Source organism: Staphylococcus sp. MI 10-1553 (assembly GCF_010365305.1).
In the GTDB taxonomy this organism is placed as follows: Bacteria; Bacillota; Bacilli; order Staphylococcales; family Staphylococcaceae; genus Staphylococcus.
In genome coordinates this window covers 1,284,250-1,310,278 of the sequence record NZ_CP048279.1, presented here as the reverse complement: position 1 = coordinate 1,310,278, position 26,029 = coordinate 1,284,250, and the positions used below count along the sequence as shown (strand labels likewise).

The window sequence follows — 26,029 nt, the reverse complement described above, 5'->3', positions numbered from 1 at the left end:
TATGTGAAAAAATGTCGTCACTATTCTTCCTCCCATCCAGACTTTCACTGTCGGCTCTAGATTCTCACTAGATCAGCCATATCAAATCAATGATACGGGTCGCAGGCTTATGTTTTACTGCCGGTTGGGAATTTCACCCAGCCCCGAAAGAATATATGAAATTGTATTGTGCATAAAAGATACGCATGGACCTGTAAAAAGTCCATGCGTCTATAGTATCGTATCTCTTTTAAATTTACAATTGATTGAACATCAAATTATCATCATCATCAATTAAAAATATTGTGTTTTAACTCAACATTGAAGCACTGCTCGTCCTAAACAGAGCGCTTACTTTTTCTTCTTTTTCTTCTTCTCTTTTTTCTTTTTTGCTTTTTCTTCCGCTTTCTTCTGTTGTTTGCGTGCTTCTTTTTCTAATGCCTTTTTTGCTTTATAGGTGTCATATAAGTTTTCTACCGCACTGACCGCCTGTTGAATAATCATGGTCACACCATTACGTTCAAAGTTGACACCGTTTGTCATTTGTCCAATCGCACGCATGTTGTTCAATGTGCCGTACAATGGACTGATGACTTCATTCGTTGACGGCACGATTTGAATCCCACCAAGAGGATGCGCTTGGACGATTTGACGGTTCGCCACATCTAGAAGTAATGCATCGTCATCATCTAATTGACTCAAATATTTTTTCGGACCCGTCGCATTAATGATGACATCCATTTTCATTTCTTCATGAACATTTTTAAAGCGCAAACGATATTTACCATAAAAATGACGCACATGCTCCAAACCAGACAACACTTGTAAATGGCCAGCTTTGATTTCTTCCACTAACAATTGTGCTGTTTCTCTAGGCATTGGATTTGTATTTTCTTTCATGTAGCGATGGTATTTATTAATAAATTGTTCTTGATCTTCACGACTTAAACTATTCCAAATCCAATCCATATTTTCTTTTAACGTTTCAAATACACTTTGTAATGCACCGACTTCTTCTGGATGGTTCAAATCATAATTCAAGTCACGAATCGTATCATATTTACGGCGTTTCAATAATTTTTCTAATGGAATGTCTCGCACTTCAAACTCTTTTTTAAACAATGCAACCGCGTCTTCTAAAGGAACGATGCCCATGTTTTTTGCCTTCAACGCATCAAAATTTTCGACCGTTAAAAATTGAAAGGTAATATCCTGCATCGTTCCACGCACACTTGGCAATTTACCGCTACGACTCGCCATCACAATCGGCATACGCTGATGATGACTTAAAGCGTGACGTACGACATCTAGACTCGCTAATCCTGTCCCAATAATCGCCACAGCATCGTCATCATCTACTTCAGCTAACGTTTGATTGGCAGGATAAGGTGAATGAATGTAACCTTTTTGTCCTTTCAAACCAAATGGATCATTGTAAGACATCGTACCAATCGTAAAGAATACATAATCATATTTTTGACATGAATCTACATCGTCCCCTGTACATACGACAATACGTTTAGGGATAATTTCACTTTCTTGCTCTTCAATATACATATGCGTCACTTCATGTTTAATAACATTGACATTATCAAATGTTGTGTCAAATTGTTCTAAATAACTTTTCATATAGTGACCAAATACATATCTCGGCAAATAATCAGCATCACCGTAATCAAAAGTGTCTTGTTCGTTATACCATTCTCTAAATTCTAGTATGTTATCGATGTTTAATGATAAATGGTCAACAGGCACATTAATTAAAAAGTCCTCACTATCATTTTGAAAAGGTTCACCTTGTCCCATATTATAAGCATTATCATATAAATCTACTTCAATTTTCTTAAATTGCTTATATTTAACGAGCTGTCGCAAAACGCTCACACCTGCTGTTCCCATTCCAACAATGGCTACTCTCATTTTGCACCATCCTTACTCTAATTTGTACATTTCCTCTCTATTATACCCTGAATGACACCTATTAATTAATTATTTTACGTTTTACTATCACATCGATTCAGTTTGACTAGTGAATGATGTATGACAAGGAGCGCGCATCAAAGTTTGAACAGTAGAGATTGTTGACATCACGCAATTATTTTGATTACGATTCACACTCATAGTACACTTGAGACATAAAGGAGTGCGTACTATGTTAAAAATGATTGTAAAAGTTATCATTTCAACTATCATATTATTTTTTGTACTCGGTCGTAACAATAAAGCTGAGTAATCTCATATGAGTGCATAATAAAAAAGGTTGAGTCGCTCACACGAATACCGTGACAACTCAACCTTTTCATTCAATTTTTAATAAAGACGTATCTAATAGTTATGACCATCTTGATGCTTTTTATCATCTTTGTAAACGTACCAGTTAAAATATTTACCTTCCGTTTTCATATCTTTATAGAAATCCGCCATAATCACCGCGTTACTTTTAGCCCAGTTAATGTCTGTAGCATATTGATGTTCACCAGGATTTTTTGGATTCCATCGCATACTATATAACGTGTTTTGGTTCGGATTGGATAAGTAGTGGTCGTGAATAAACGCCGCACCACCATTAATTGCTTTTTCTGGTGTATCCCAACCTTTTTTCTTCGCATATTCTGCACCTGTTTTAACAGGCGCTTCATCTAATGCACCGACACCATAAAAGTTATAATATTTTTTTCCATCGATTTCAACACCATTTGACAATTCAGAAACGACTGAACCTGTCTCTAAAAGTGCATGTGAAATCAAATACACTTCATTGACTTGTTTTTCTTTCGCCGCATTCACAAAATCATCAGTATGCGCTAACAATGTCGGATGGTCTCGTAACATCCGTTTAATTCTATTTTTATCAATACCTTGATACTTTGACAAATTTAAAAATTGATATTTCTGACGCTTGTCATCCATAAAAGATGAACTATCCATCGCTTTACGAATTTCCGAATCTGAAGCGTCACGCCAATTTGTATGATCTTTATTTGAAACTTGCTGGCTAGTGTAGTTGTCAATTTGCTTTTCAGATGCTTGTTTTAACGTCACATCTAACTTTTCAACTCTTTCAACTTGGTCAACACTTTTAAAGAATATTTGATCTTCAATCATCTTGAAAAAGAAAAAACCTGCAGCTGCAGCAATAATTAAAGATGCAAGGACAGCAAGGATGGAACCTTTCTTGTGCTTTCTCATAAACACACCTCTTCAGAATGTTTCATATTGTTACATAAATTAAATTTACTCGCTTGACTTCAAATTTTACCACCTTACACGACTCTGTACAATTGGTTTCATCTCTTGTTACAAATTCATAAAAAAATAGTAATGAATATGTAAACTAATTCATTACTATTTTTCTTCACGGTGGTAATCCATCATAATGAAACTTGCTGCCTGAGAACGATTTTTATAGTAATATCGTGCAAGGTTTATCGTACCTTCTACATCGCCGTCACGATACATCATTTCTTTTGTCATATTATTAATCATGACGAACTCTGAACGATCTCTAATGATGTCCAAATCGTCATTACGCGCAAAAAAATGCTCTAAGTTTAAATGTTCGTAATCCATAATAACCTCCTCTATTCATTTGTTATGTTCGAAATGTTGTAATTGATTACTTATACATCATTTCATTAAAAAAATAGCTATAAAACGATGTCTAATTCTTGTATTAAACATAAAATAGCACAAAAAGTAAAATGTCACAATCATTTCGCTATGGTATAACTCCATTGACCGGTCAAATCAGGAAAGGAGTGATTCATATCGTTTTTGATACACTTTATGCCCAATACTATAAATTCATACATTTTTTACTACATCAGCATCAAATTTCGTATAATTATGATGAATACTTCCAATTGTTGTTGATACGGTTATGGGAACTCTCAATGACATATGATGCGACTTTTAATCAATCTTTTAAAACGTATATCAATTATCAACTGAAATATTATTTGATTGATTTATTACGCTCGGCACATACGCAATTTACAACGATACCGCTTGATATGTCAGCGAATGAACTGAAGGCAATGTCATCATCACATTTGTATTGGTTACTTGATGATGTCGTTCAAACATTAAAGCCGACACATCGCACTTGGTTTCGCTTCTATTTGCAAGGTTATCAGCAAAAAGAAATTCAACAGTTGATGCAAGTGTCAGCTACCACGATTCGTAAATATAAAATTGCCACCTTTCGCCATATCAAACAAGCATTAACACAAGATGATTTAAAGAAAGGATTTTAACCATGACTGTAACACAACCACAATATGAAAACATACTTTATATTAAATCGTCGGAATCGTTAGAACATCAGTTGGTCATTCAACATCTCACACATGAACAACAAAGCCAAATGTCGATGAAACAGTTTATTGATCAACTGGCTTATCGATTTCAAAGAGACGTGCGTACGCAACAAAAAATTGCGAGCGAGACGTTGAAGGTACATCAAATGATTCCCATATTTTTAAGCAAGTCACTGATTCTTTGCCCCCTCCAATCACAACGCGCAGCCATTCAATATTATATTAATGTCACACAAGTCATCGCCGCTTCATCACATCAACAAGACACACGCATTCATTTTAACAACAACTTGTCACTCATTGTCCCAATGCCTTTAAATCAATTCGTTCGAAAATGGAAAGATGGTTATTTACTCACAGCATTAATGTAACTTTAATTCACTTTATTAAATTTATACAATAACAATCTTTTGGTGAAAAAAGCATTAACACGTTTCATAAAATAAACCGTCGCAATCATTAATACTATCGCACCGAATAAAATAGCGATCACGGTACCCATAGATAGGGTCACTTGAGGTTGGATAAAGTAATTCACCGCACTTAAACTGAGTAGCAAGCCAGTAATCAATAAACCTAGTAACAAAATATTCGAAACAAGCAAGCCGACTAATGATGTCACTAAATGACCCGATGAAACGATACGCGTCCCAAAAATTTCATGTTGCAAATAATGATTCACAAAACGTCGTGGTGTCGAAAATTGTTGTTGAATTGTCTCAACACGATGCTTTTCAAAATATTGTGTTAACGTATTTTTTTCGCGTCGATTGAGATACCACAACTCTTTGTTCACTTTATACTCAAATACGTCTTTTCGCATAATAGACTCCTTTATGTCGTTTTACTTCACAAAGCATAGCTAAAATTGAGATGTATTTCAAGCGCCATTCACCTAAAAAAAGCACATGCGTGTGGGTTTTGAAATCTACACTTGACTAGATTTCAGCCCACGCACATGTGCTTTATTTTATACTTGTAAATGATGTGACTGTCAGATTATAAAATGCTAAGACCTGAAGCTTTAATGTCTTTAGCAAAACCTTGAACTGTGTCTACAGATAATTCATTGATGTCACGTCCGATGTTTGATACTTTTTTAACAACATCTGAAGGACAAGTAATGATGTCTGCACCAATTTCATCAGCTTGGATGACGTTGAATAATTCACGACAGCTTGCCCACAATAGTTGAACGCCTTCCTTGCTGTGAGTCACTTCAACTGATTCTTTCATTAATGGCATTGGGTCTACACCTGTGTCAGCAATACGACCTGCGAATACTGATACATATGTTTCAACACCAGCAGTTACAGCTTCAGTGATTTCTTTAACTTGTTCGATAGTGTATACAGCTGTAACGTTAAGTTTTACGCCTTTAGCTGATAAGTTTTTGATAAGTGGAATCATTGACTCCCCTTTAGTGTTCACAACAGGGATTTTAACGAAGATGTTTTCACCAAATTGTTGGATGATTTCAGCTTCTTTTTCCATTGTTTCCATGTCGTCGCCGAATACTTCGAATGAAATAGAAGCATCAGGAATCGCTTCAACTGCTTCTTTAGCGAATTCAACGTAATCTTTCACGCCTGCTTTCGCCATTAAGCTTGGGTTTGTAGTAAAACCGTCTACTTCTTTATTTTGATATGCTTTCTTCATTTGTTCGATGTCTGCACCATCAGCAAACACGCGTACTTTTAAATCAGCCATTTAATTGTGCCTCCTTGATATTATTATCATACTAAAGTTATAACATTTTTTATGTCCTCAATGCCATTTTTACGCTTACAATATTTTTAACCAGATGCAAATGAATTCAAAAATGTGATATGATAACAAGCGATACGAAAAGGAGGCATACGATGTCTAAATCTAAGAAATACTTTTACTTATCCGTGTTGTTAATGTTAATCAGTCTCTATTTTAATACGCTTAATCCGTTACTTAACGCACACTTCACATCTATTATTAAACTCATTTTTGTATGTAGTGTCGTCAATTGTTTAATATTATTGTTAGCCATTCGTTTTGCTGACAAATCTATTAAACATTTACCAGAGCGTCGAAATTGGATCCATAAAGCCTCTAAAATTCAACCATTGTTACTACTCATCGTATTAGTGTTACATCTTCTTGCTTCACTTTACACATTTGGCATCATTTAAAATAAAGAAATTTGAAGAGAAATGGTGATATTTTGAAGTATATTTTAATCTTTTTAGGTGGTTGCATAGGTGCACTATTGAGATGGCAAACGAGCTTCATAACAATTGGATATCATTTACCGATAGGCACCTTCATTGCAAATTTGGTAGGTGCCTTTTTAATGGGCTATTTCACAGAACGCCTTCATCATTGGAACACAAACCATCCGAAGCTTAAACAAGGTCTGACAACAGGATTTTTAGGCGCTTTAACGACATTTTCCACTTTTCAATTAGAACTTGTCACACTCGCACAACAGTTAGACTGGTTGACTTTAATCATATATGGATTGTTCAGTTATTCTGGCGGTCTCATCTGTTGTTTCTTAGGGTACAAATTAGGGGGTGTGCATGCATGAATATGTTATTAGTGGCATTAGGTGGTGGAATCGGAGCTGTATTACGCGCCTTCATCAGTGCGACAACATCACGTTATATGAACACGTCATTCCCTATCGCGACCTTAATCGTTAATCTTATGGGTTCGTTTTGTATCGGTTATTTCAATCACCTCACATTGTTATCACCTGAATTAAAGCTATTGATGATTACAGGTTTACTCGGTGGTTTCACGACATTTTCAACATTAACTTTGGAACTGCTCTATATGTTGAATACAAAAATGTGGGGCCGATTGATCTTGTATAGTACCCTCCAATTTGTCGGCTGTTTTGTACTCTGTTTCATCGGCATGCAGTTGTAGTCATTTAAATACTTATGCATAAAAGATAAAGCAACGTTACTGTATTGATGCAACGTTGCTTTTGATGTATCACAAATTTATATTTACGAAACGTCGAAAATTACTTCCCATCAAAATGTAACGGATCATGTCCGATACGACGATCTTCATTCAATCCATCTAATGCTTCCATTTGACCAAGTGATAATTCAAAGTCAAATACGTTTAAATTCTCTTCAATACGACTTGGTGTGATTGATTTAGGAATTGTTACAACACCATGTTGCACGTTCCAACGAATAATGACTTGTGCGGGTGACTTTCCAACTTCGGTAGCCACTTGTTTTACAGTATCATCTTCTAAAATTTGTGCATTCATTAATGGCGACCAAGATTCCAAATGGATATTTTGCGCTTCTAAATACACGCGTAAACGTTTTTGTGTTAAATATGGGTGGAATTCCACTTGGTTAATGACTGGTTTAATACGTGAAGTTGCTAATAACTTATCCAAATGTTCCACATTAAAGTTACTTACACCAATATTTTTCACTTTTTGATCGTGATATAAATCTTCCATACCTTTCCACGTATCAATCATGACATCTTCATCTAATCCTGGCCAATGCACTAAATACAAATCTAAATAGTCGAGTCCAAGGCGGTCTAATGAAGCTTGATATGCCGCTGCAACATTTTCACGACCGTAATCAGTTAACCATAATTTTGAAGTAATAAACAAATCTTTGCGCGTTAAACCCGTTTCTGCTAAAGCTTCACGAATCCCCTCGCCCACTTTTTCTTCATTTTGATAAATCATCGCAGTATCAATACTACGATAGCCACTTTTAATCGCATGTTTGACAGCTTCTTTTGCAGTATCATTGTTTTCAACTCTAAAGACTCCTAAACCCACTTGAGGCATTTGATTGCCATTGTAAAACGTTACATGTTTCATATGTCATCGCTCCTTTGTAATCTAACCTTATCGTATCGAATCGTGACGCCATTGCGCAATCAATACACCCTACAAATATACATGATGACCCATACTTTTGAATCTTTACACTTAAATCCGTCTCAACAAAACAAAAAGAGCCGGAGATAACACTCCAGCCCTAATGATATTTAATTAAATGATTCAATTTCGTCCATAATATATTGTAAATCGTTCACATCATATTGAATCCGTCCGTGGAACACAAAGCGATTGAAAAACTCATTCAGTTGTTCCGGACCTACCAATACTTTTGTAACACCTTGTGACGCATAATTTGAAATTGTGACATCATCTTCATGACGCGGATTGAAATATAAAATAGGTGTTGGTGTATATTTCAAATCTAACTCGTGCTGTAACTTCACAGCTAAAGCTTCCACATGGGCTAAACGGTCTGTGTAATCCACAACTGACAATGCATTTTGAGATGCTTCACTTTGATCTAAAACAACTGTTTGCGGCGTTTGTGGGCTTAAGTTCAACGTTTTAAACACTTGTTCCATCATTGGATTGTCAGAAAATTGCTGTTGACTGATGCCTTGATAAACATGCCCTTTTAACAATTCTGAATCAATTACATAAAGGCCTGTGCGTGTTAAAACGAGATGACTGACACGTGTAATGTCTTCTAAGTCATTCGTTGGTAAAAAGATATTCGCCATGATATGCATATCTTCTGGACGGATTCTCTTTTCTTTGACTAAACGCTCACGAATGCCAAGTAAACGCATATCTGTCACATATTCACTATGATTTTTAGAGAATAGTTTCAGTGCATCGATTTCTCTGTTTTTTGAAGATACCATTGTTTCGTATTCTTCTTTATGACGCGTTTCTGCTTTTTTCTTGTCGATGCGGACTTTTTCAAGTTCTTCTTGATGTTCGTGTGTTAATTTATCTTGTTTTGTTTGATATTGATTCGCATAAGTTTCTTTCGCTTTCTTTTTGCTTTTCAATGCCACTAAAAACAAAATAAAGAATAATGCTGCTACAACAATCGCAGCAATGAGGCCGATTTCCATTGGACCAAATTGTGTCATGAGCAATACCTTCCTTTATCACTTTTCTACAGTTATTTCTATTATATTAAATAACTATAAAATTAGCGATAGTTATCATCAAGAAATTTATTTTAATGCATTGACTGTTTCTTGTAAAACTTCAACTTTATCTGTACGTTCCCATGGCAATTGCACATCATTACGTCCAAAGTGACCGTATGCCGCAGTTTGTTTATAAATCGGCTTTTGTAAATCTAACATTTGAATAATACCTGCTGGGCGTAAATCAAAATTTTGTCTTACGGCTTCAATTAATACATTTTCACTTACTTTACCAGTGTTAAATGTGTCAATGGCAATCGAAACAGGTTGTGCCACCCCAATCGCATATGCCAATTGGACTTCACATTTATCAGCGAAGTTAGCTGCTACAATATTTTTAGCGACATAACGTGCCGCATACGCAGCTGAACGGTCTACTTTTGTCGGATCTTTACCAGAGAATGCACCGCCGCCGTGACGCGCATACCCCCCGTAAGTATCAACAATAATTTTACGACCTGTTAAACCTGCGTCTCCTTGAGGTCCACCGATAACGAAACGGCCTGTAGGGTTGATGAAAAATTTTGTTTCTTCATCTAACAATTGTTTATCTACAGTCGGATAAATAACGAATTCTTTAATATCATTTTGAATTTTTTCAAGTTCAATTTCTTCGTGATGCTGCGTTGAAATTACGATCGTATCAATACGTTTCGGTTGATTATTTTCATCATATTCCACTGTGACTTGGACTTTACCATCTGGACGTAAATAATCTAAAGTACCATTTTTACGTACTTCTGATAAACGTTTCGATAATTTATGAGACAAGTCAATCGGTAATGGCATGAATGTGTCTGTTTCATTCGTCGCGAAACCAAACATTAAACCTTGGTCACCTGCACCTGTGTTTAATACTTCTTCGTTTCCTGCTTCACGGTATTCTAAAGCACGGTCGACCCCTTGTGCAATATCAGGTGATTGTTCATCAATCGCTGTTAAGACAGACATCGTTTTGTAGTCATAACCATATTTCGCACGTGTGTATCCAATTTCTTTTACTGTTTCACGAACGACTTTTGGAATATCAACATAAGTTGAAGTTGTAATCTCACCAACGATTAAAGCCATCCCTGTCGTTACCGTCGTCTCACAAGCCACGCGCGCATTCGGGTCTCCTTTTAAAATTTCATCTAAAATTGCGTCTGAAATTTGGTCAGCAATTTTGTCTGGATGACCTTCAGTAACTGATTCTGAAGTGAATAAACGTCTGTTATAAGTCATAATAAACTCCTTTTTGTTATGTATTACGAACATTCTCTATCTGAGCTCAATAAAAAAGAGCCTTTCAACACTATAAAATAGAGTGAAGGCTCTAACGTCCATTCGCTCTTATCGTTCAGACAAGTATTGTGTCTGCAAACGGTTTGGCACCTTTCTTCGTTAAAAGAGGTTGCTGGGTTTCATAGGGTCCATGTCCCTCCACCACTCAGGATAAGAGAATCCGTTAAAATCATATTACAAAACTTTAATACCGATGTCAATTTCATCTTACCGCCCTTTTCAAAATGATGCGTGAAACATCTTTGTCGTTTACATTTATTTTTCTACTTTGATGTAACATTACTTTACTTTCTTTATTTTATCTTAATTTTTTTCTTCATTGAGTAGGGATTATTTAACGAATATGTTATACTCTTTAATTGTAAAGGCTTACATTGCCGAAACTACTTTGGAGGGATATTATCATGTCATTCGACAAACATGCGATTGAAACAGTAGCTAACAAGCCGAGTTCACATTTTCAACTCACAACGACTGAATTGTACAACAAAATTTTAAAGAGAAATGAAGCCGAACTGACAGAATTAGGTGCAATCAATGCGAAAACTGGAGAGTATACGGGGCGTTCTCCAAAAGATAAATTCATTGTTGATAATCCACAAATTAAAGACGATATCGATTGGGGTTCCATTAACCAACCGATCTCAGAAGAAAAATTCTTAAATCTTTATGAAAAAGTTGTGAAGTACTTAGATGAAAGAGACGAATTGTTCGTATTCAACGGTTATGCAGGGAGTGACCAAGAATCACAACTGAAACTCACAGTCATCAACGAATTTGCATGGCATAATCTATTTGCTCAAAACTTGTTTATTAAGCCAAGTTCAAAAGAAGAAGCATCAAAAATTAAAGCGGACTTCACGATTATTTCTGCACCACGCTTTAAAGCAGATCCTGAAGTAGATGGCACGCGTTCTGAAACATTTGTCATCATTTCATTCAAACATAAAATCATTTTAATTGGTGGTACAGAATACGCTGGAGAAATGAAAAAATCTGTGTTCTCTATTATGAACTATTTATTGCCACAACAAGGTATTATGAGTATGCACTGCTCTGCCAATGTAGGTGACAAAGGAGACGTCGCATTATTCTTCGGCCTTTCTGGTACAGGTAAAACAACACTTTCAGCAGACCCAAATCGTAAATTAATTGGTGATGACGAGCACGGTTGGAATGAAAATGGTGTATTTAATATTGAAGGAGGTTGCTATGCGAAAGCAATCAACCTCTCTGCAGAAAAAGAACCACAAATTTTTGACGCTATCCGTTACGGAACAGTGTTAGAAAACTTAGTCGTTGATGAGCACGGTCACATTGATTTTGATGACAACAAATACACTGAAAATACACGTGCCGCATACCCTATCAACTATATCGATAACATTGTGTTACCTTCCAAAGCGTCACATCCAAATACCATTATTTTCTTAACAGCAGATGCGTTCGGCGTACTGCCACCGATTTCAAAATTAGATAAAGACCAAGCGATGTATCATTTCTTAAGTGGTTTCACATCTAAATTGGCAGGTACAGAACGTGGTATTACAGAGCCGCAACCATCATTCTCAACATGCTTTGGTGCACCATTCTTACCATTACGTGCAGAAGTCTACGCTGAATTATTAGGTGACTTAATCGACAAGCACGATGTTGATGTATACCTTGTAAACACAGGTTGGACAGGTGGCCAATTTGGTGTCGGTAACCGTATCCAATTAAAATACACACGTAAAATGGTGAATGAAGCGATTAACGGTAAATTAAAAACAGCTACATTTGAAAAAGACGACATTTTCGGTTTATCGATTCCAACTGAAATTGAAGATGTCCCAACAACAATTTTACAACCTAAAAACGCATGGACAGACCCAACTGCATACGAAGAACAAGCACAAAACCTTGTCAATCGCTTTAAAGAGAACTTCAAAAAATTTGGCGAGGATGCCCAACAATTAGAAGCAGCAGGTGGATTTAAAGGTCAATCAGCAGAATAGTCATTAAAAAAAGCAGTGTTCATTTCTTGTTAGACAAGAGATGACACTACTTTTTATTTGGTTGGAGCTGTCGTATTTTAGTGCCTATCTATTCTTCTGATGCTAGCAATGTACTTAAATAATTCTAAAACCAATAAAAATGCCACATAAAGTTGTAATTGATATCTGACTTGTAATATTTCCAAACAACTGTAAATCCATACATTTCCTTATATTTTTTATTCCATTTAAAATAATAAGGTATTTTCATAGCAGTTGTTTTTACATCACTTTTTACACAATCTTCAACTCGTGCCGCTATTCCTATATCATATTTTCCTATTTGCCAACGAGCACCATCGTTTATATTATCTCCAAATCGGTCAATGTATCTGGCTTTTCTAATATTGACATCTGTACAAATTTTGAGGTGTTGAAAATCCTCAAATTCATGTCGGTAAGGTTTCATCCGATAAACACCTTCAACAAAAAGTATCGTATTCGGTTTCGGATATACAGTGTTAATAGACATTTGAATTGGCTGATTATTTAACTCTAACCAAAAATGCCCTAAAGGTGTTTTTAAAACATCATAAGCGACATTGACATCCACTAAATTCTTTTTACTCGAAAGATTACATACCTTCCCCTTTTCAAGTAATTCATTTAAAGTTTCCGACACTTCATCAGCAAGATTCGGTAATTTTTGCAAAACTGTCTTCACCTTATTGAGTGAAATTGGCAGTTGGTGAGCTGGACTTTTAAAAGCTTTAATCACTTGTGCTTCTCTTTCAATGTGTTTTTTACCTACTGGGACTAAAACCCATTCCCAAGGAGAAAGGTTTTGTTTTGGACTATAATACATATAAACCTTTTCATATGGAGAAAACCTTACTTGACAAAACGGTAGTAGTTTATGCGGTTTCCATAATAACTCCGGCTCAAGTGGTCGCTTCTCAACACCAACATCATTAGTCAACCAAATATTACATGTAGGACAACAATATGCATCAAAATCAAAGAAATAGCATGAGCTTACTCCACAAGTATGACAAATTTTACTTTGATCAATCCAACCATCTAATTCCACACCATTGATTATTATTTTGTCATTTGCTTCATAAAGATTGATTTTTAAGCCCTCATTAAATTGTGTCAACCAATCACCAAATTGAATACCATTTATACTGTCAATTAACACTTCTGTCCATCGTTCTTTCAACGACTTCCCATTAAAAATATTCGAATTAAACAGTTCTTCAACGTTTTCAAATGTTTTTAGTTCTGAATAGTCGGAAAAAAATTCCGAATAAGGGTTTTCTTCCCCATTTATACAGCCGATAAAATAGCAAACATCATTATTATCGCTTTTAAATGAAAAAGCCAAATTATCAAGTTTCATACCATTATTCAATAAATTTATAAAATATTCTAGATTAACTCGTTGAATTTCTAAATAAGAATCCTCTTTAGATCTAATTGGAATTCTTAAACCTAAAGCACCAAACTTAAAACTATAATAGCCGTCAGCAAACTGAAACTTTATTCTGTTGCCATCCAAAATCAATTCAGTTAAAGGCTGTGCGTAGATGTCTTCTATCATTTGACTAGAAGAACCACTATCATATACAGTCAACTCCCATACTAAGGTGACATCGTTCTTTTCATTTGAGTCGAAACGCGGAGCCTCAATTGTAATAATTCTTTTTGAATTTTTTATGTCCCAAAAAGCCGTTCCAATCCAGTAATCACGAAACCCATTCACTGTTTTCAAATAGGTCTTAAGCGTATGTACATCACTAATATAGTTTTGTTGTTTTCTCCTCATCATAACCTCCAAGCAGACTCATATCGACACCAAAACGATTCGAGACAATACGAAATTGACGATACTCACTTGGCCATCGCACGCAATGTGTGATGATGCAACTGACAATATCAATCCACTTCAAAATAATATTTTACTCAATATTATTATAACAAGGCAACACCTGTTAGCAATATCGAATCTCAATTTAATGCGCTAAACCATGCTCGTAACCTTTACATCTCAAAATAAAACACGTCATGCCCCTGTCTTTTCAAATGAGCCGCTCAGTTTCTCTGCTCATTTTACGACATTCACATGACGTGTATATTTTAAAATTTTGTGCCTTTTTCGATATCAGTCATCCATTGTTGAATACGTTCTAGAACATGTTTCATCGCTGGCGGACGGGGCACATGCCCTTCTTTCATCTGATAGAAAGTATCATACCGTGCACCCACATTTTTCAGATGTTCTTCTAAAAAGTAAGCTTGATGAATGCCAACTTGTATATCCTTTCCACCATGAACAATGAAAATGGGTGGCGCATCCGCGTGAATGTCTCTCAATGCATTCCGCGACTCATAAGCTGCGATATCTTTTTTAGGGTGACCAATCATTCTTCTGAGCATCCCTCTTAAATCCACGCGCTCTTCATACATTAAATGTAAATCTGTCACACCACCCCAAATGATATAACTATCTGCCGAAACGGTTTGGAATGTCAACAACCCTTGGATTCCGCCACGTGAAAAACCGACGAGATGTAATGAAGCTTCTGGATAACGTGCTTTTAACATGTCTGCTGCAACCGTGACATCCGCCAAATCCGCACCTGCAAAATCATCGTTCCCTTCACTCCCGTTGTTACCACGATAATACGGCGCAAACACCAAGGTATCTGGCGTAATAAATTGCAACATTCTCGCAAGACGTACACGACCGACTTGACCTTTACCGCCACGCAAATACATGACAATTCGTTTCACAGGTTGATGAGGTGCTACATTTAGACCTTTCACATGTAAGCCATTGACCTCGTACGTCCATTCTTCTATTTTGTGATTTTCTATAAAGACTGGCATTTTTTTACTCTTGATAAAAGCCAAGTGCTCTCATCCTTTCGACACATCGTAATATGGCAGGATCCTTTAATAAATAACTTTTATCCGCTTCATCAATCGCATCTATCGAACGGGTTAAAATAGGACCCATCGTTTCGTGATAGTGCACATCGCAATCTATCGCATTAACGATGACGACATAAACATCTTTTTTAAAACAATCATGTTCTCCTTGCACTTCATACTGCGCAATATAATAAATATGTTCAGCTAAAGCGCCCGTTTCTTCATACAACTCGCGCTTTAATGCATCTAAACTTGATTCACCTGCTTCACGTTTACCACCTGGAAATTCAATGCCGCGTTGTTGATGTTGTGTTAATACCAATTGTTGTTCATAAATAGGTAACGCTAGCACATGACCCCCATCTTTTTCATCAGCATCATTTTTAAACGTTAAAATGACGGTTTGCTGATTTTCATCTGTAAACTTCACGCCCCATACGCCCTTTCTTTCTGTGTTACAATATGATTGATTGAAGGAGGATTGGACTATGAAAACACTGTTTATTTACGCTATCCGTTTTTATCAGCGTTTCATTTCGCCACTGACACCGCCTTCGTGTCGTTTTTATCCAACATGTTCCAATTATACATTAGAAGCGATACAAGTTCACGGTGCACTTAAAGGAAGTTGGCTCGGTTTGAAACGCATTTTAAAATGTCATCCGTTTCATAAAGGCGGCTTTGATCCTGTACCATTAAAAAAATCATCTCATCATCATAACGGTAATAATAAAGACTGATTCACTACGGGCGGTTCGAAATATAACTGTCCGTTGTGCAACCGGCCTGCATTGTTTGTCACATCTTGCTCAAAATAAAACCCTTCCGGCGTCACATCTCCTGCGTAATCGCCCCGTTGACTAAGCCATGCTGTAAAATATCGACTCAAGCCACATTCATACATACCACCTATCACGACACGAATCCCTTTATCTTGCAACACTTGCATTGCGTCTAACACACGATCCATCCCACCTAAACGAAATGGTTTTAATACGACGGTTTGAATATGTGCATTTTGAATGAGCTGTTCTGTCGTTATGAGACTTGTCGCATGTTCATCGAGTGCAATCGATGGAAAATGGGTATAATCCGCTTCGACATCCAATGTTTCGAAAGGCTCTTCAATGAATGCAAGATACGGTTTTAATCGCTTTAACGTCTCGGTATCCAATTCTGTTAACGTTTGATTCGCATCAGTCGAAATCGGAATATCTGGATACATCGTCGCTAACATTTTCACTTGGTCCATGATTTGTGGCGTCCATTTGATTTTAATCCGACCTACACCATCGAGTCGCATCATCCGTTGCGTGAAGTCGCCATTAATCGTCAGCGTCATTGGCACGTGAAACGATTCGAGGCTGTGAAACATTTGGTACAATGCCATCATCACTGTCGCACGAGCAGCCGGGTATGGATCTAACCTTGCCACACACTGTTGCGCCTCTACAAATGACTTCAAATCAAGACCTCGTACATCTTCAAACCATATCTTTAATACATGCATCACATCGTTAATCGTCTCATGATGATACCAAGCTGTGTCAAACGCATTACATTCCCCAAACCATGATTGTTGCAGATCATCCGTCCATTTCACAAACAATGTTTTTCGGTGTGTCATTGTCACTTTCGGCGTATGAATCGGATAGATGAATGATGGTTCATAAAGATAAAATTGCATGTCAGTTAATTGCATGGTCATCCCTCATTTAATATCCGTCTTTGAAGTTTCCCAGTGCTTGTATAAGGTAATGCCTTCACAAAATAAATATGCACGGGTAATTTATATTTCGCTAAACGGGCTTCAAGAAATGATTCAATATCTGACACCCATTGCCTTGTGACAACATATAAAATAGGCCGTTGCCCCCATGCCGAATCCGTAATACTTGTACACATCGCATCGGCAATAAACGGATGTGACTTCGCGACAGACTCAATTTCATAAGGATAAATATTCTCTCCACCACTAATAATCAAATCTTTACGGCGGTCATAAATCACAACGTCACCATGTTCATCGACACTCGCAATATCCCCTGTTTTGAAATAGCCCTCTTCATCAAACACATGGTTCATATTTTCAGGATACAAATAACCCTGCATCACGTTGCCACCTTTAACATAGAGTTCCCCGTGACCATTGGCATCTGGTGTAACTACTTTAAGTGCAATGTCCGAACTTGCATGCCCTACTGTATTCGGATTGCGTTGTAACATCGTCGGATCAGCAGTTAAAAATTGTGAACACGTTTCCGTCATCCCGAACGAATTATATATAGGCAATTGTCGGTCTAACGCTTGACGAATAAACTGCCCGTCGAGTTTTGCGCCACCTAACAAAACTTTTTCCAAATCATAAGGTTGATCCAAACCTTGTTCCATGAGTCGCATTAACGTAATCGGCACTAACGATACGTGTGTAATCCTTTCAGTTCGAAACAGTTCCATCACAGTCTCCGTATTGAATTTTTCGAGTAAAAAGACCGTAAAACCGTATTGGACGCTTCTCAATAAAATACTTAACCCAGAAATATGATAAATCGGTAACACCGCCAGCCATTTGGAATCATGAGAGAAACCTAAACTTTCCCGACATGACGCTGCACTCATACGATGGTTTTCAAACGTTTGTGGTACTGCTTTTTGCGGGCCAGTCGTCCCAGATGTAAACATAATCGAAGCAATCTTTTGTAGATGAAAATCAAACGTGTCTACTGCCATATTTAAATCCGTTGTTGGCATTTCAAGATTATCAGATTGTATCACAAGGGTTGATGTGTTTAATGTTTGTGGCTCTGCTGTACTCACAATTAAATCGACACCAATCGACGCCATTTGACGATCAATTTCAAATGGTGTTAAACGGTTATTGATGAGTGCTATTTCGATATCATATAACCAAGCGCCGTGAATTAAAATCACCGCTTCCAATGAATTATCTAAATATAAACCGAGCCGTGTACGTTGTAATTGTTTGAGTTGCACTCCTTTTATCGTCGCTCGGTGCAATAACGATTGAAATGTGATTGTTTCATTCATCGTTTGGATTGCTATCTTGTTTGGATGTTGTTTGGCCTTTTGAACGAGCCAGTGTTCCATATGTGTCCCCCCAAAAACAAAGATTCATTACATCTATTATAGACCTTATCCTATAAACTTGCATCGTATAAAATTGAGTTATCAAATTGACATAAAAAACAACGATGCTTCACTACTTGAGTAAAGTCGTTGTTCACACCTCAAATCAATGTCATTCAGTTGTTCAACGCAATCACTACATTTCCTTTTGCAATCGCATTTTCGTTTCGTATAACTGTTCGATATATTTAAATTTTTCCTCTTTCGACAATTGTTCATTATCAATAATCTGAAATATTTCGGATTTACGTTGTTGCAAAGACAAGCGATATTGTTTCAATTGATAAAGTGTCTCATAATCTTTCAAAGTCAAATATTTATGGATATGTATCGTTTGGCAGTTCGGATGATTGTAATACGTAGATGTCGTAATACATAAATCAAAGTTTTGAGACAACAATGTCGCTTCACGTTCAGAATATGGCCCATGAAAATGACCAATCGGCAACAAGTCGTTTAATTTCGTATACAAAATACGTTGTTCCACTTTAGAAATATTCGTCACGACTATAATGTCCATATGATGTTCAGGCGTTTGATGTTCAATATATAATGATTGAATCGTATAAGCAAACTCTGATAAATCTGACACACTTAAAGGTCTTCTAAATTTTTGTTGAAACTGCTGCGTTTGCGACAGTTGTTCCATAATTTGTGCGGTTAGTTTCGACCAATTTTTAATTTCCTTATCCATTTCCCCTGTCACATTACAACGATCCGCATAACCAAAAAATTGTCTGTAATAAACAACTTTCATCAACGTTTGAATCAGCTCGACAAATACAGCTCTATCATTAAAATGAATTTCAGTTTGACGTTCAAATGCATCAATAAACATCTCACTAATGCACATCAAATCTTTAAAACTTTCACTATCATAATAAAAATCATAATCTTTACTAATACAAAGCAGTTGAATCGCAATAAAATGGACTTCGGTCGCTATCGTCGGCATATTGTCTTTCAATTTCTCGACTAACTGTTGGCTAATATAATATTCTAAACGTTTCTCAATCATTTGACCTTGATGAATTTCCAATGCAATGGGTCGCTCCGAATGAAAAATGAGCGTTAAAAATAAACATCGACATAAAATCCGCTTATTAGATAACGATATCTTTTTATGTAACATATGTTCATACTGATCAAAAGCACGATAAAATTCATATTCAAACGACTGATATTGATGAATAAGACAAGCTTCTTGATTGAATGTCAGCATATTTTCAAATAACGCATGATAATCTTCAATTTCGATCATTTTAATCATTTCATAAATGACATTGCGTTCAAAATTAACAGCTGTATCGACATAGTACCCTTGCTTTTTATCATTTAAAAGAGGGATTTGATAGCGAGCCAACCATTTTTTCACTTCATTCAAATCGCTAATGACTGTATTTTTACTCACATCAAAATAGTCTTCAAACGTTTTCACCCTGAGCACTTTTTGACTTAACAAAATGGCGGATGCTATCAAAATAATACGTTCTGCCCTCTTAAAAATGTAATTCGTCGTGGATGCTTTATGATGAAAATAAGTTTCAATCACTGTAGACTGCAACGGTTCAATATAAAAGTATCCTTCGTCATCTTTTGATATTGGAGACATGTCTGACAACTTTAGAATGTCATTCAATTTGTTAATATAGTAATAAATCATACGTCGCGATACACCAATGGCCTTCGCAGTTTGACTCACACTTTTAAACTTTTGTCGCTTTTTAAAGTAATCTAAAAAGCACAACAATTTTTTATCGAAATCAACCATCAGAAATCACACTTCCTTCAATATCATCAGACTTTATATGTGAAAAGGAATGTCTTAATTGTTTTATTGACCGTAATAAGCAGTGGCACCATGTTTTCTAAAATAATGTTTGTCTAATAGAAACCCATCTATTTCATTCATATCTTGCTTTAACACTTCAGATTTCATTGCCATTTCAGCAACTTCTTCTAAAATAATCGTATGTTCTACTGCTTTCTTTAAAGATGTGCCAAAAATAAATGGGCCATGTTGATTCACAATCACTGCTGGTATTGCTACCGGATCAATTTGTCTTTGTTCAAATGTTTCTACGATGACTTTGCCTGTATTCAATTCATAATCCGTCGCTACTTCTTCTTTAGTCAAACTTCTCGTACACGGTACCGGACCATAAAACGTATCTGCGTGTGTCGTGCCATATGCCGGAATATCACGCCCGGCTTGTGCATAAGCCACCGCATGTAACGAATGAGTGTGGACGATACTTTGAACATTGTCCATATGATTGTATAAGTAGACATGTGTCGCTAAATCTGATGACGGCTTTAATTGATTATCAAAAGGTTTCCCATCTAAATCAGTTATCACCATATCTTCAGGTCTCATTTTTGAATACGGCACACCACTTGGTTTAATACAGATGATACCTTTTTCACGGTCAATCACACTGACGTTTCCCCAAGTCAATTTTACCAAATTATTTTTAGGTAATTGCATATTCGCTTCATAAACATGTTGTTTGATAATTGCATCATTCATGTTGATATGCACCACTCTCTTTTAATTGTTCCATAATAAAGTTTTTAGCTTTTTGAATTTCTGCTAGTGGATCGGCTGCATTTTCTGACCACATCTCAATTAAAAATGGTCCATGATATTGAATTGCCTCTAACTCACGAAATGCATTCACAAAATCAACACAACCTTCTCCAAAAGGGACATTTTTAAACTGACCTTCGAAAGTTTCTGTCACCGCACGTGTATCTTTCAAATGAACCGCTACAATTTCATGCGCCGCTAATGCTAACTCTTTCTTCACATCGTTTTCGGGCCACGCTGACAAATTACCGATATCTGGATACACTTTCAATAACGGATGTTGGATTTCGTTTTTAATCCCCATATATTTCGTTAAACTCGACATAAATGGATCGTCCATAATTTCGATAGCCAGTATGATTTGCTTTTCTGCAGCTATTTTTAATGCTTCACGTACACCTTCGATAAACAAACGTCTCGAAGTTGCTGTTTTCGTCTCATAATACACATCATAGCCTGCTAACTGAATCACACGAATGCCGAGTTGATGTGCAAGTTGGACAGCTTTTTTCATGATGACCATCGCTTCTTCACGCTTAGATGCATCAGCGGAACCAAACGGAAAACGGCGGTGACCACTTAAGCACATACTTTGAATGGCAACACCTGTGTCGATTTGTGCCTTCACAATGCTGTTAATTTTATCTTGTCCCCAGTCTAAACGTGCCAACCGGTGATCCGTCTCATCAATAGACAACTCAAAAAATTGAAATCCTAAATCCTCAGCCATTTTTAATTGGTCCTCAATGTCGACTTGATTGGGTAATGCTTTTTCATAAATGCCTAAATAAATCATTATCCAAACACCCTTTGAATTTCCGCTTTAAAATCTAAAGCCGCTTGATGTGGTGAAGCTGCTTCTCTTAAACTGCGACCCGCTATAAATGCATACACATCTAAGCCTTTAAATTTTTCAATCGTATCAAGTTCTAATCCACCCGTAACAGAAACTTTAAAGCCCATCTCAATCAGTCGACGAATTTTATCCAAGTCTGCATCTGACCACGTTCCGCCTGCTAACAATGCATCTCGACTTTGATGATAGACGACTTGTTGAATATCATTGTCCAACCATTGTTGTGCTTGTTCAAATGTCCAGTCGCCATATAGTTCAACTTGTAAGTCATCCATCACTTTGCGTGCAGCCACCATAGTAGGTAGTGTTGCTGAACAAATGACCGTCATCCAGTTTGCACCGGCATCTTTGCAGTTTTGAGCGACTGTTTTACCCGCATCTGCACATTTCGTATCGGCAAGTATGCACTTATCAGGATAAAGCGCACGCATCACTTCAATAGCTGCTTTTCCTTCTTGTAAACATAAAATCGTTCCCACTTCTACAATATCAACGACATCACCAAGTTGTTGAATTGTTGTAATCGCATCTGGAATATTTTGATTATCTAAAGCAATTTGTAATAACGGTAATCCCATTGCTAGACCTCCAATTTTATAAATATTGACTCATGTCAGCTTGATCAATAATGGCGAATACATCCTCAACTGAAGTCGCCGAAGTTAATTTTTCAATAATGTTCTCAATTTCAAAAACCGCAACGATTTGAGGTATCGCAATGCTTGTATGAATTTCCGCAGACGTCGCCGCAAGTACGACAAACACTTGTGCAGGCTTGCCATCCGAAAATGGAATCGGCGTATCAAATGTTACCAATGAAAAGGCATTTCTGTTCACACCATCTTCAGGACGCGCATGTGGCATTGCCATCCCTTCCATTAATAAGTAATATGGCCCATAATGATGCGTACTTTTAATAATGGCATCAACGTATTCTGGTTTCACCGCTTCACTTTCAACTAATGGACGCGTCGCAATTCGCACCGCTTCTTCCCATGAGTCCGCATGTTGATTTAACAAAATCGATTTTTCTGTAATTAAGCTTTCTTTAAACGATAACATCGCACATCACCTTTAAATGACAGTTTTTAAGTTCTCTTTAATTTCTTCATCATCCATTAAATTTTCTAAACCGAGCAATTTGCTAGAAGTACGCCCTTCTAACTCGTGAATCAAATGTTTGCTCGCAAAAACGACATCATAACTACTCGCTTGTGATTTCGCTTCACCTACACTGCAATAATCTACAACAAAGTCATTGACATTTAATTCGCGTAAACATTTTTCAATTTTCATCTTAATGACCATCGAACTCCCCATACCATTACCGCAAGCTGCTAAAATTTTCAACATGATATTTCCCTCATTTCTTCATCTTATTCGAACCCTGTATCATAAGCTGCTTTATCTTTAGCACGACGATATTGTAACTGTGGAATGATTAATAAAATAATGACAATCGCCACATAACCAACCAAACCAAAATGTTGCATCAACGCACCAAAACCTGGCCAAATTAATTCAAAGTCGATATTGCCATGCCATCCTCCAAATTTGTACAGTTGAAAAATGACAACTGCAATGGCACCTATCGCGACTTGACAAACACCAGAAATAAACGAACAAATCATGGCAGCTCGTGTGCCACCGACTTTATTCGCAAACACTGCTATTGTGGCATTGTCAAAGAACACAGGTACGAATCCGGTAATAATTAACACTGGTGAATGGAACACAAGTAAACCGAGAATCGTTAAAAATTGTCCGATAGAGCCGAAAATAAAACCAAATAAAATCGCATTTTGAGGTGTAAAGTTATAGGACGCTGCACAGTCAACTGCCGGGAGTGAACCAGGCAGGATTTTGTTTGAAATACCTTGAAAAGACTGTGTTAACTCGGCAACGAACATCCGCACACCCATCATTAAAATTGCAAGATATACTGCAAACGATAACGAACTTGAAACGACATAAGTCATAAAAGATAAAGTCTCTGGGAACTTTTTAGGATCTAAATGACGCAAGAAGTCTTCACCTAAAATGACTAAAATCGTACCAAAGAAAAGTAACATCAGTGTCCCTGTAGCAACGATATTGTCATGGAAAATAGACAACCACTTTGGCAGTTTAATATTATCCAAGTTCTTCTCTTTATTACCGATTTTAGGCGCAATTTTATCAACGAGCCAAATCGCAAACATTTGTTGATGACCAATCGCAAACCCTGAATGATTCGTTAAACGTTGTGTCGGACCAACAGTTAAGTTTGAACCTACAGCCCAATATAGCCCTACGATAATACCGACTAAAATCGCACCGACAAAGTTGCGATACTCTGGAAATGCTAAGAAAATAATCCAAGTTACCGTCGAAGCTTGTTGTACCATGACGTGCCCTGTAATAAATAGCGTTCTAATTTTAGTAAATTTACGTAATAACACGACAACGATATTGAGTAAAAAGCCAACCAATAGCGCTAACATCGTGTATGACGTCGTTAAGCCAATTGACTTCAACGCACCATCAACTGCATTTAAGCCAAAGTAAGGGTCAATAACTGCCGCTTTCAAACCAAAGCGTTCCCCTAAACCTGCAAGAATCGGTCGGAAAGTCGCAACTAATCCCCCTGCACCTACCGTTAAAATCATGTAACCCACTGTTGCCTTAATAAAGCCCGCAAAACATTCATAAAGTTTCTTTTTCAATAATGCGTAACCAATAAATACAATAATGCCTATGAAAAATTCCGGTTTAGATAAAATATTGTTACTAAACCACGTAAACCCATTCATAAATATTTGCATGTGATTCCCTCCTATCATGCATATGGCTTATAAAAATGATGGGAATGGTAAATCGGTATCTGTAGAGAATACATCATCAAAACCACGTGGATAATGGTACTCTAAATCATCTTTATCTTTCGGGAATACAAATTTACCACCAACTTGCCAAATGTAAGGCTTAAATTGATACTTTAATACTTTACGTTTAAACTCCCATAGTAATAACAACTCTTTAGGATCGGCTTGGAAATTCGTCCAAATGTCATGATGCACTGGAATGACAACATCCGCTTTTAAACTTTCCGCCATTCTAAGCATATCGACAGACGTTACTTTATCCGTAATACCTCTTGGATTTTCACCAAATGCACCAATGACTACGTTGACATCGTGTGCATTACCGTGTTTCGCAAACGTATTCGAATAATGTGAATCACCCGCATGGTACAGTGAGCCGCCAGACGTTTTGAATAAGTAGTTCACCGCAATTTCGTCCATATCAACAGGTAACTTACCTTTCAATGTTACAGAAGGATCGGCTGTTACAAGTGCGGTACGGTCAAACGCTTCTAACACTTGAATTTCAATGCTTTTCACTTGTACGGAATCACCCGGCTTAACGACGATACATCGCTCTTCAGGCACACCCCATTTTTTCCATGTGTTGACCACTTCTTGAGGACCAATAAATGGTACATCTTCATGAGTATTTTGCATCACTGCAGCCGCTGTATTGATGTCCAAATGATCTGAATGAATATGCGTCACCACTAAAGCATCCACATTTTTAATCTCAAACGGATCAATGACAAAAGGTTGCGCACGTAAATTCGGTTGTAGATTTTGACAACCACTCATTCGTTGCATCTGATGACCTTTTTTCATTTTCCCAACTTTTTGTGTACGCTTACCTGTTCCGCACCACATATCGCACAAAATATTCGTGTTCTCGTGAGATTTCAACCAAATTCCCGTACAACCTAACCACCACATTGCAAAAGTATTTTCTTCCACAACCTCGTTTTCTATTTCTTCGTTGAGCCAAGTGCCCCATTCCGGAAAAGTACTCAAAATCCACTTTTCCTTCGTTACTTCATTAATATGATTCAAAGTCATGCACTCCTTTCAAAATATGTAAACGCTTACTTGTTCTCAGTTTATGCCTA

General features: G+C 36.9%; 28 protein-coding genes and 2 riboswitches. Of the genes, 7 read left to right on the top strand and 21 right to left on the bottom strand.

Annotated features, from left to right (window positions below; translation table 11 throughout):
- Positions 1 to 20 precede the first annotated feature (20 nt).
- Positions 21 to 155: riboswitch (FMN riboswitch) on the bottom strand.
- Between the two features lie 175 nt (positions 156 to 330).
- The 3 genes from GZH82_RS06090 to GZH82_RS06080 form a co-directional block, all read right to left on the bottom strand.
- Positions 331 to 1,899, bottom strand: coding sequence for an FAD/NAD(P)-binding protein (locus GZH82_RS06090; RefSeq protein ID WP_162681720.1), 1,569 nt, complete (start codon positions 1,897 to 1,899; stop codon positions 331 to 333).
- A gap of 405 nt (positions 1,900 to 2,304) precedes the next feature.
- Positions 2,305 to 3,168 carry a peptidoglycan release complex glucosaminidase SagB gene (sagB, locus tag GZH82_RS06085; protein ID WP_162681719.1) on the bottom strand — a complete coding sequence of 288 codons (864 nt, stop codon included), beginning with the start codon at positions 3,166 to 3,168 and terminating at the stop codon, positions 2,305 to 2,307.
- 156 nt (positions 3,169 to 3,324) lie between these two features.
- Entirely contained in the window at positions 3,325 to 3,549 is a 225-nt protein-coding gene (locus GZH82_RS06080) for a hypothetical protein (protein WP_014613594.1), read from the bottom strand.
- Between the two features lie 131 nt (positions 3,550 to 3,680).
- Here GZH82_RS06080 and GZH82_RS06075 point away from each other — a divergent pair, with 131 nt between their 5' ends.
- The gene (locus tag GZH82_RS06075; RefSeq protein ID WP_238989670.1) at positions 3,681 to 4,235 is read left to right on the top strand and encodes a sigma-70 family RNA polymerase sigma factor; all 555 of its coding nucleotides are present in this window, start codon (positions 3,681 to 3,683) and stop codon (positions 4,233 to 4,235) included.
- A gap of 2 nt (positions 4,236 to 4,237) precedes the next feature.
- Positions 4,238 to 4,669, top strand: coding sequence for a competence protein ComK (locus GZH82_RS06070; RefSeq protein ID WP_162681718.1), 432 nt, complete (start codon positions 4,238 to 4,240; stop codon positions 4,667 to 4,669).
- 2 nt (positions 4,670 to 4,671) lie between these two features.
- Here the strand turns inward: GZH82_RS06070 and GZH82_RS06065 are convergent, their stop codons facing one another.
- Positions 4,672 to 5,121 carry a hypothetical protein gene (locus GZH82_RS06065; protein ID WP_162681717.1) on the bottom strand — a complete coding sequence of 150 codons (450 nt, stop codon included), beginning with the start codon at positions 5,119 to 5,121 and terminating at the stop codon, positions 4,672 to 4,674.
- Between the two features lie 176 nt (positions 5,122 to 5,297).
- Entirely contained in the window at positions 5,298 to 6,008 is a 711-nt protein-coding gene (locus GZH82_RS06060; protein WP_162681716.1) for a transaldolase, read from the bottom strand.
- A 152-nt stretch (positions 6,009 to 6,160) separates the two neighbouring features.
- Here GZH82_RS06060 and GZH82_RS06055 point away from each other — a divergent pair, with 152 nt between their 5' ends.
- From GZH82_RS06055 to crcB (GZH82_RS06045), 3 genes are read left to right on the top strand one after another with little or no spacing between them, the layout of a single operon-like run.
- A complete protein-coding gene (locus GZH82_RS06055) occupies positions 6,161 to 6,463 on the top strand; it encodes a hypothetical protein (protein ID WP_162681715.1) in 303 nt (100 codons plus the stop codon).
- A 32-nt stretch (positions 6,464 to 6,495) separates the two neighbouring features.
- A complete protein-coding gene (gene crcB, locus GZH82_RS06050) occupies positions 6,496 to 6,861 on the top strand; it encodes a fluoride efflux transporter CrcB (protein WP_162683019.1) in 366 nt (121 codons plus the stop codon).
- Entirely contained in the window at positions 6,858 to 7,205 is a 348-nt protein-coding gene (gene crcB / locus GZH82_RS06045; RefSeq protein WP_162681714.1) for a fluoride efflux transporter CrcB, read from the top strand. Before crcB (GZH82_RS06050) ends, crcB (GZH82_RS06045) begins: the two co-directional genes overlap by 4 nt.
- Positions 7,206 to 7,305: 100 nt before the next feature.
- Here the strand turns inward: crcB (GZH82_RS06045) and GZH82_RS06040 are convergent, their stop codons facing one another.
- From GZH82_RS06040 to metK, 3 genes are all read right to left on the bottom strand, one after another.
- Complete coding sequence (locus GZH82_RS06040; protein ID WP_162681713.1) at positions 7,306 to 8,142, bottom strand: aldo/keto reductase; 837 nt, start codon at positions 8,140 to 8,142, stop codon at positions 7,306 to 7,308.
- A gap of 170 nt (positions 8,143 to 8,312) precedes the next feature.
- Positions 8,313 to 9,224, bottom strand: a complete 912-nt coding sequence (locus GZH82_RS06035; protein WP_162681712.1) for an NERD domain-containing protein — start codon at positions 9,222 to 9,224, stop codon at positions 8,313 to 8,315.
- A gap of 87 nt (positions 9,225 to 9,311) precedes the next feature.
- Entirely contained in the window at positions 9,312 to 10,511 is a 1,200-nt protein-coding gene (gene metK, locus GZH82_RS06030) for a methionine adenosyltransferase (RefSeq protein ID WP_162681711.1), read from the bottom strand.
- A gap of 105 nt (positions 10,512 to 10,616) precedes the next feature.
- Positions 10,617 to 10,728: riboswitch (SAM riboswitch) on the bottom strand.
- A gap of 247 nt (positions 10,729 to 10,975) precedes the next feature.
- Between metK and pckA the strand changes: the two genes are divergently transcribed.
- Positions 10,976 to 12,568: a phosphoenolpyruvate carboxykinase (ATP) gene (pckA, locus tag GZH82_RS06025; RefSeq protein ID WP_162681710.1), complete on the top strand. Its 1,593-nt coding sequence runs from the start codon at positions 10,976 to 10,978 to the stop codon at positions 12,566 to 12,568.
- 124 nt (positions 12,569 to 12,692) lie between these two features.
- Here pckA and GZH82_RS06020 read toward each other — a convergent pair whose 3' ends face one another.
- The 3 genes from GZH82_RS06020 to ytkD form a co-directional block, all read right to left on the bottom strand.
- Positions 12,693 to 14,378, bottom strand: coding sequence for a hypothetical protein (locus GZH82_RS06020; protein ID WP_203232860.1), 1,686 nt, complete (start codon positions 14,376 to 14,378; stop codon positions 12,693 to 12,695).
- A gap of 308 nt (positions 14,379 to 14,686) precedes the next feature.
- Entirely contained in the window at positions 14,687 to 15,463 is a 777-nt protein-coding gene (locus GZH82_RS06015) for an alpha/beta hydrolase family protein (protein WP_203232859.1), read from the bottom strand.
- Entirely contained in the window at positions 15,444 to 15,914 is a 471-nt protein-coding gene (ytkD, locus tag GZH82_RS06010) for an RNA deprotection pyrophosphohydrolase (protein WP_162681708.1), read from the bottom strand. The genes GZH82_RS06015 and ytkD overlap by 20 nt, the downstream gene beginning before the upstream one ends.
- Positions 15,915 to 15,972: 58 nt before the next feature.
- Here ytkD and yidD point away from each other — a divergent pair, with 58 nt between their 5' ends.
- A complete protein-coding gene (gene yidD, locus GZH82_RS06005; protein ID WP_162681707.1) occupies positions 15,973 to 16,224 on the top strand; it encodes a membrane protein insertion efficiency factor YidD in 252 nt (83 codons plus the stop codon).
- Here the strand turns inward: yidD and menC are convergent.
- The 10 genes from menC to ulaG all read right to left on the bottom strand — a co-directional run bounded on the left by menC (position 16,200) and on the right by ulaG (position 25,979).
- On the bottom strand, positions 16,200 to 17,186 hold the full coding sequence (menC, locus tag GZH82_RS06000; RefSeq protein ID WP_162681706.1) for an o-succinylbenzoate synthase: 987 nt from the start codon (positions 17,184 to 17,186) through the stop codon (positions 16,200 to 16,202). The two genes, yidD and menC, sit on opposite strands and share 25 nt — an antisense overlap.
- A 2-nt stretch (positions 17,187 to 17,188) precedes the next feature.
- Positions 17,189 to 18,592, bottom strand: coding sequence for an o-succinylbenzoate--CoA ligase (gene menE / locus GZH82_RS05995; protein ID WP_162681705.1), 1,404 nt, complete (start codon positions 18,590 to 18,592; stop codon positions 17,189 to 17,191).
- A 175-nt stretch (positions 18,593 to 18,767) separates the two neighbouring features.
- The gene (locus GZH82_RS05990) at positions 18,768 to 20,402 is read right to left on the bottom strand and encodes a BglG family transcription antiterminator (protein ID WP_162681704.1); all 1,635 of its coding nucleotides are present in this window, start codon (positions 20,400 to 20,402) and stop codon (positions 18,768 to 18,770) included.
- A gap of 63 nt (positions 20,403 to 20,465) precedes the next feature.
- Positions 20,466 to 21,161 carry an L-ribulose-5-phosphate 4-epimerase AraD gene (araD, locus tag GZH82_RS05985; RefSeq protein WP_162681703.1) on the bottom strand — a complete coding sequence of 232 codons (696 nt, stop codon included), beginning with the start codon at positions 21,159 to 21,161 and terminating at the stop codon, positions 20,466 to 20,468.
- Positions 21,154 to 22,017 (bottom strand): L-ribulose-5-phosphate 3-epimerase, encoded by an 864-nt coding sequence (locus GZH82_RS05980; RefSeq protein ID WP_162681702.1) that lies wholly within the window; start codon positions 22,015 to 22,017, stop codon positions 21,154 to 21,156. The genes araD and GZH82_RS05980 overlap by 8 nt, the downstream gene beginning before the upstream one ends.
- On the bottom strand, positions 22,017 to 22,655 hold the full coding sequence (locus tag GZH82_RS05975; RefSeq protein WP_162681701.1) for a 3-keto-L-gulonate-6-phosphate decarboxylase UlaD: 639 nt from the start codon (positions 22,653 to 22,655) through the stop codon (positions 22,017 to 22,019). The genes GZH82_RS05980 and GZH82_RS05975 overlap by 1 nt, the downstream gene beginning before the upstream one ends.
- A 16-nt stretch (positions 22,656 to 22,671) precedes the next feature.
- The gene (locus GZH82_RS05970) at positions 22,672 to 23,139 is read right to left on the bottom strand and encodes a PTS sugar transporter subunit IIA (protein WP_162681700.1); all 468 of its coding nucleotides are present in this window, start codon (positions 23,137 to 23,139) and stop codon (positions 22,672 to 22,674) included.
- A gap of 12 nt (positions 23,140 to 23,151) precedes the next feature.
- On the bottom strand, positions 23,152 to 23,430 hold the full coding sequence (locus tag GZH82_RS05965; RefSeq protein ID WP_162681699.1) for a PTS sugar transporter subunit IIB: 279 nt from the start codon (positions 23,428 to 23,430) through the stop codon (positions 23,152 to 23,154).
- A 23-nt stretch (positions 23,431 to 23,453) separates the two neighbouring features.
- Positions 23,454 to 24,881, bottom strand: a complete 1,428-nt coding sequence (locus GZH82_RS05960) for a PTS ascorbate transporter subunit IIC (protein ID WP_162681698.1) — start codon at positions 24,879 to 24,881, stop codon at positions 23,454 to 23,456.
- A 27-nt stretch (positions 24,882 to 24,908) separates the two neighbouring features.
- A complete protein-coding gene (gene ulaG / locus GZH82_RS05955) occupies positions 24,909 to 25,979 on the bottom strand; it encodes an L-ascorbate 6-phosphate lactonase (RefSeq protein WP_162681697.1) in 1,071 nt (356 codons plus the stop codon).
- Positions 25,980 to 26,029 lie beyond the last annotated feature (50 nt).

What these genes read in the sequence shown, in the direction of transcription:
- GZH82_RS06090 (WP_162681720.1), bottom strand. Translation starts at nt 1,899, where the DNA reads ATGAGAGTAGCCATTGTTGGAATGGGAACAGCAGGTGTGAGCGTTTTG.
- sagB (WP_162681719.1), bottom strand. Translation starts at nt 3,168, where the DNA reads ATGAGAAAGCACAAGAAAGGTTCCATCCTTGCTGTCCTTGCATCTTTA.
- GZH82_RS06080 (WP_014613594.1), bottom strand. Translation starts at nt 3,549, where the DNA reads ATGGATTACGAACATTTAAACTTAGAGCATTTTTTTGCGCGTAATGAC.
- GZH82_RS06075 (WP_238989670.1), top strand. Translation starts at nt 3,681, where the DNA reads ATGTCACAATCATTTCGCTATGGTATAACTCCATTGACCGGTCAAATC.
- GZH82_RS06070 (WP_162681718.1), top strand. Translation starts at nt 4,238, where the DNA reads ATGACTGTAACACAACCACAATATGAAAACATACTTTATATTAAATCG.
- GZH82_RS06065 (WP_162681717.1), bottom strand. Translation starts at nt 5,121, where the DNA reads ATGCGAAAAGACGTATTTGAGTATAAAGTGAACAAAGAGTTGTGGTAT.
- GZH82_RS06060 (WP_162681716.1), bottom strand. Translation starts at nt 6,008, where the DNA reads ATGGCTGATTTAAAAGTACGCGTGTTTGCTGATGGTGCAGACATCGAA.
- GZH82_RS06055 (WP_162681715.1), top strand. Translation starts at nt 6,161, where the DNA reads ATGTCTAAATCTAAGAAATACTTTTACTTATCCGTGTTGTTAATGTTA.
- crcB (WP_162681714.1), top strand. Translation starts at nt 6,858, where the DNA reads ATGAATATGTTATTAGTGGCATTAGGTGGTGGAATCGGAGCTGTATTA.
- GZH82_RS06040 (WP_162681713.1), bottom strand. Translation starts at nt 8,142, where the DNA reads ATGAAACATGTAACGTTTTACAATGGCAATCAAATGCCTCAAGTGGGT.
- GZH82_RS06035 (WP_162681712.1), bottom strand. Translation starts at nt 9,224, where the DNA reads ATGACACAATTTGGTCCAATGGAAATCGGCCTCATTGCTGCGATTGTT.
- metK (WP_162681711.1), bottom strand. Translation starts at nt 10,511, where the DNA reads ATGACTTATAACAGACGTTTATTCACTTCAGAATCAGTTACTGAAGGT.
- pckA (WP_162681710.1), top strand. Translation starts at nt 10,976, where the DNA reads ATGTCATTCGACAAACATGCGATTGAAACAGTAGCTAACAAGCCGAGT.
- GZH82_RS06020 (WP_203232860.1), bottom strand. Translation starts at nt 14,378, where the DNA reads ATGATGAGGAGAAAACAACAAAACTATATTAGTGATGTACATACGCTT.
- yidD (WP_162681707.1), top strand. Translation starts at nt 15,973, where the DNA reads ATGAAAACACTGTTTATTTACGCTATCCGTTTTTATCAGCGTTTCATT.
- menC (WP_162681706.1), bottom strand. Translation starts at nt 17,186, where the DNA reads ATGCAATTAACTGACATGCAATTTTATCTTTATGAACCATCATTCATC.
- menE (WP_162681705.1), bottom strand. Translation starts at nt 18,592, where the DNA reads ATGGAACACTGGCTCGTTCAAAAGGCCAAACAACATCCAAACAAGATA.
- GZH82_RS05990 (WP_162681704.1), bottom strand. Translation starts at nt 20,402, where the DNA reads ATGGTTGATTTCGATAAAAAATTGTTGTGCTTTTTAGATTACTTTAAA.
- araD (WP_162681703.1), bottom strand. Translation starts at nt 21,161, where the DNA reads ATGAATGATGCAATTATCAAACAACATGTTTATGAAGCGAATATGCAA.
- GZH82_RS05980 (WP_162681702.1), bottom strand. Translation starts at nt 22,017, where the DNA reads ATGATTTATTTAGGCATTTATGAAAAAGCATTACCCAATCAAGTCGAC.
- GZH82_RS05975 (WP_162681701.1), bottom strand. Translation starts at nt 22,655, where the DNA reads ATGGGATTACCGTTATTACAAATTGCTTTAGATAATCAAAATATTCCA.
- GZH82_RS05970 (WP_162681700.1), bottom strand. Translation starts at nt 23,139, where the DNA reads ATGTTATCGTTTAAAGAAAGCTTAATTACAGAAAAATCGATTTTGTTA.
- GZH82_RS05965 (WP_162681699.1), bottom strand. Translation starts at nt 23,430, where the DNA reads ATGTTGAAAATTTTAGCAGCTTGCGGTAATGGTATGGGGAGTTCGATG.
- GZH82_RS05960 (WP_162681698.1), bottom strand. Translation starts at nt 24,881, where the DNA reads ATGCAAATATTTATGAATGGGTTTACGTGGTTTAGTAACAATATTTTA.
- ulaG (WP_162681697.1), bottom strand. Translation starts at nt 25,979, where the DNA reads ATGACTTTGAATCATATTAATGAAGTAACGAAGGAAAAGTGGATTTTG.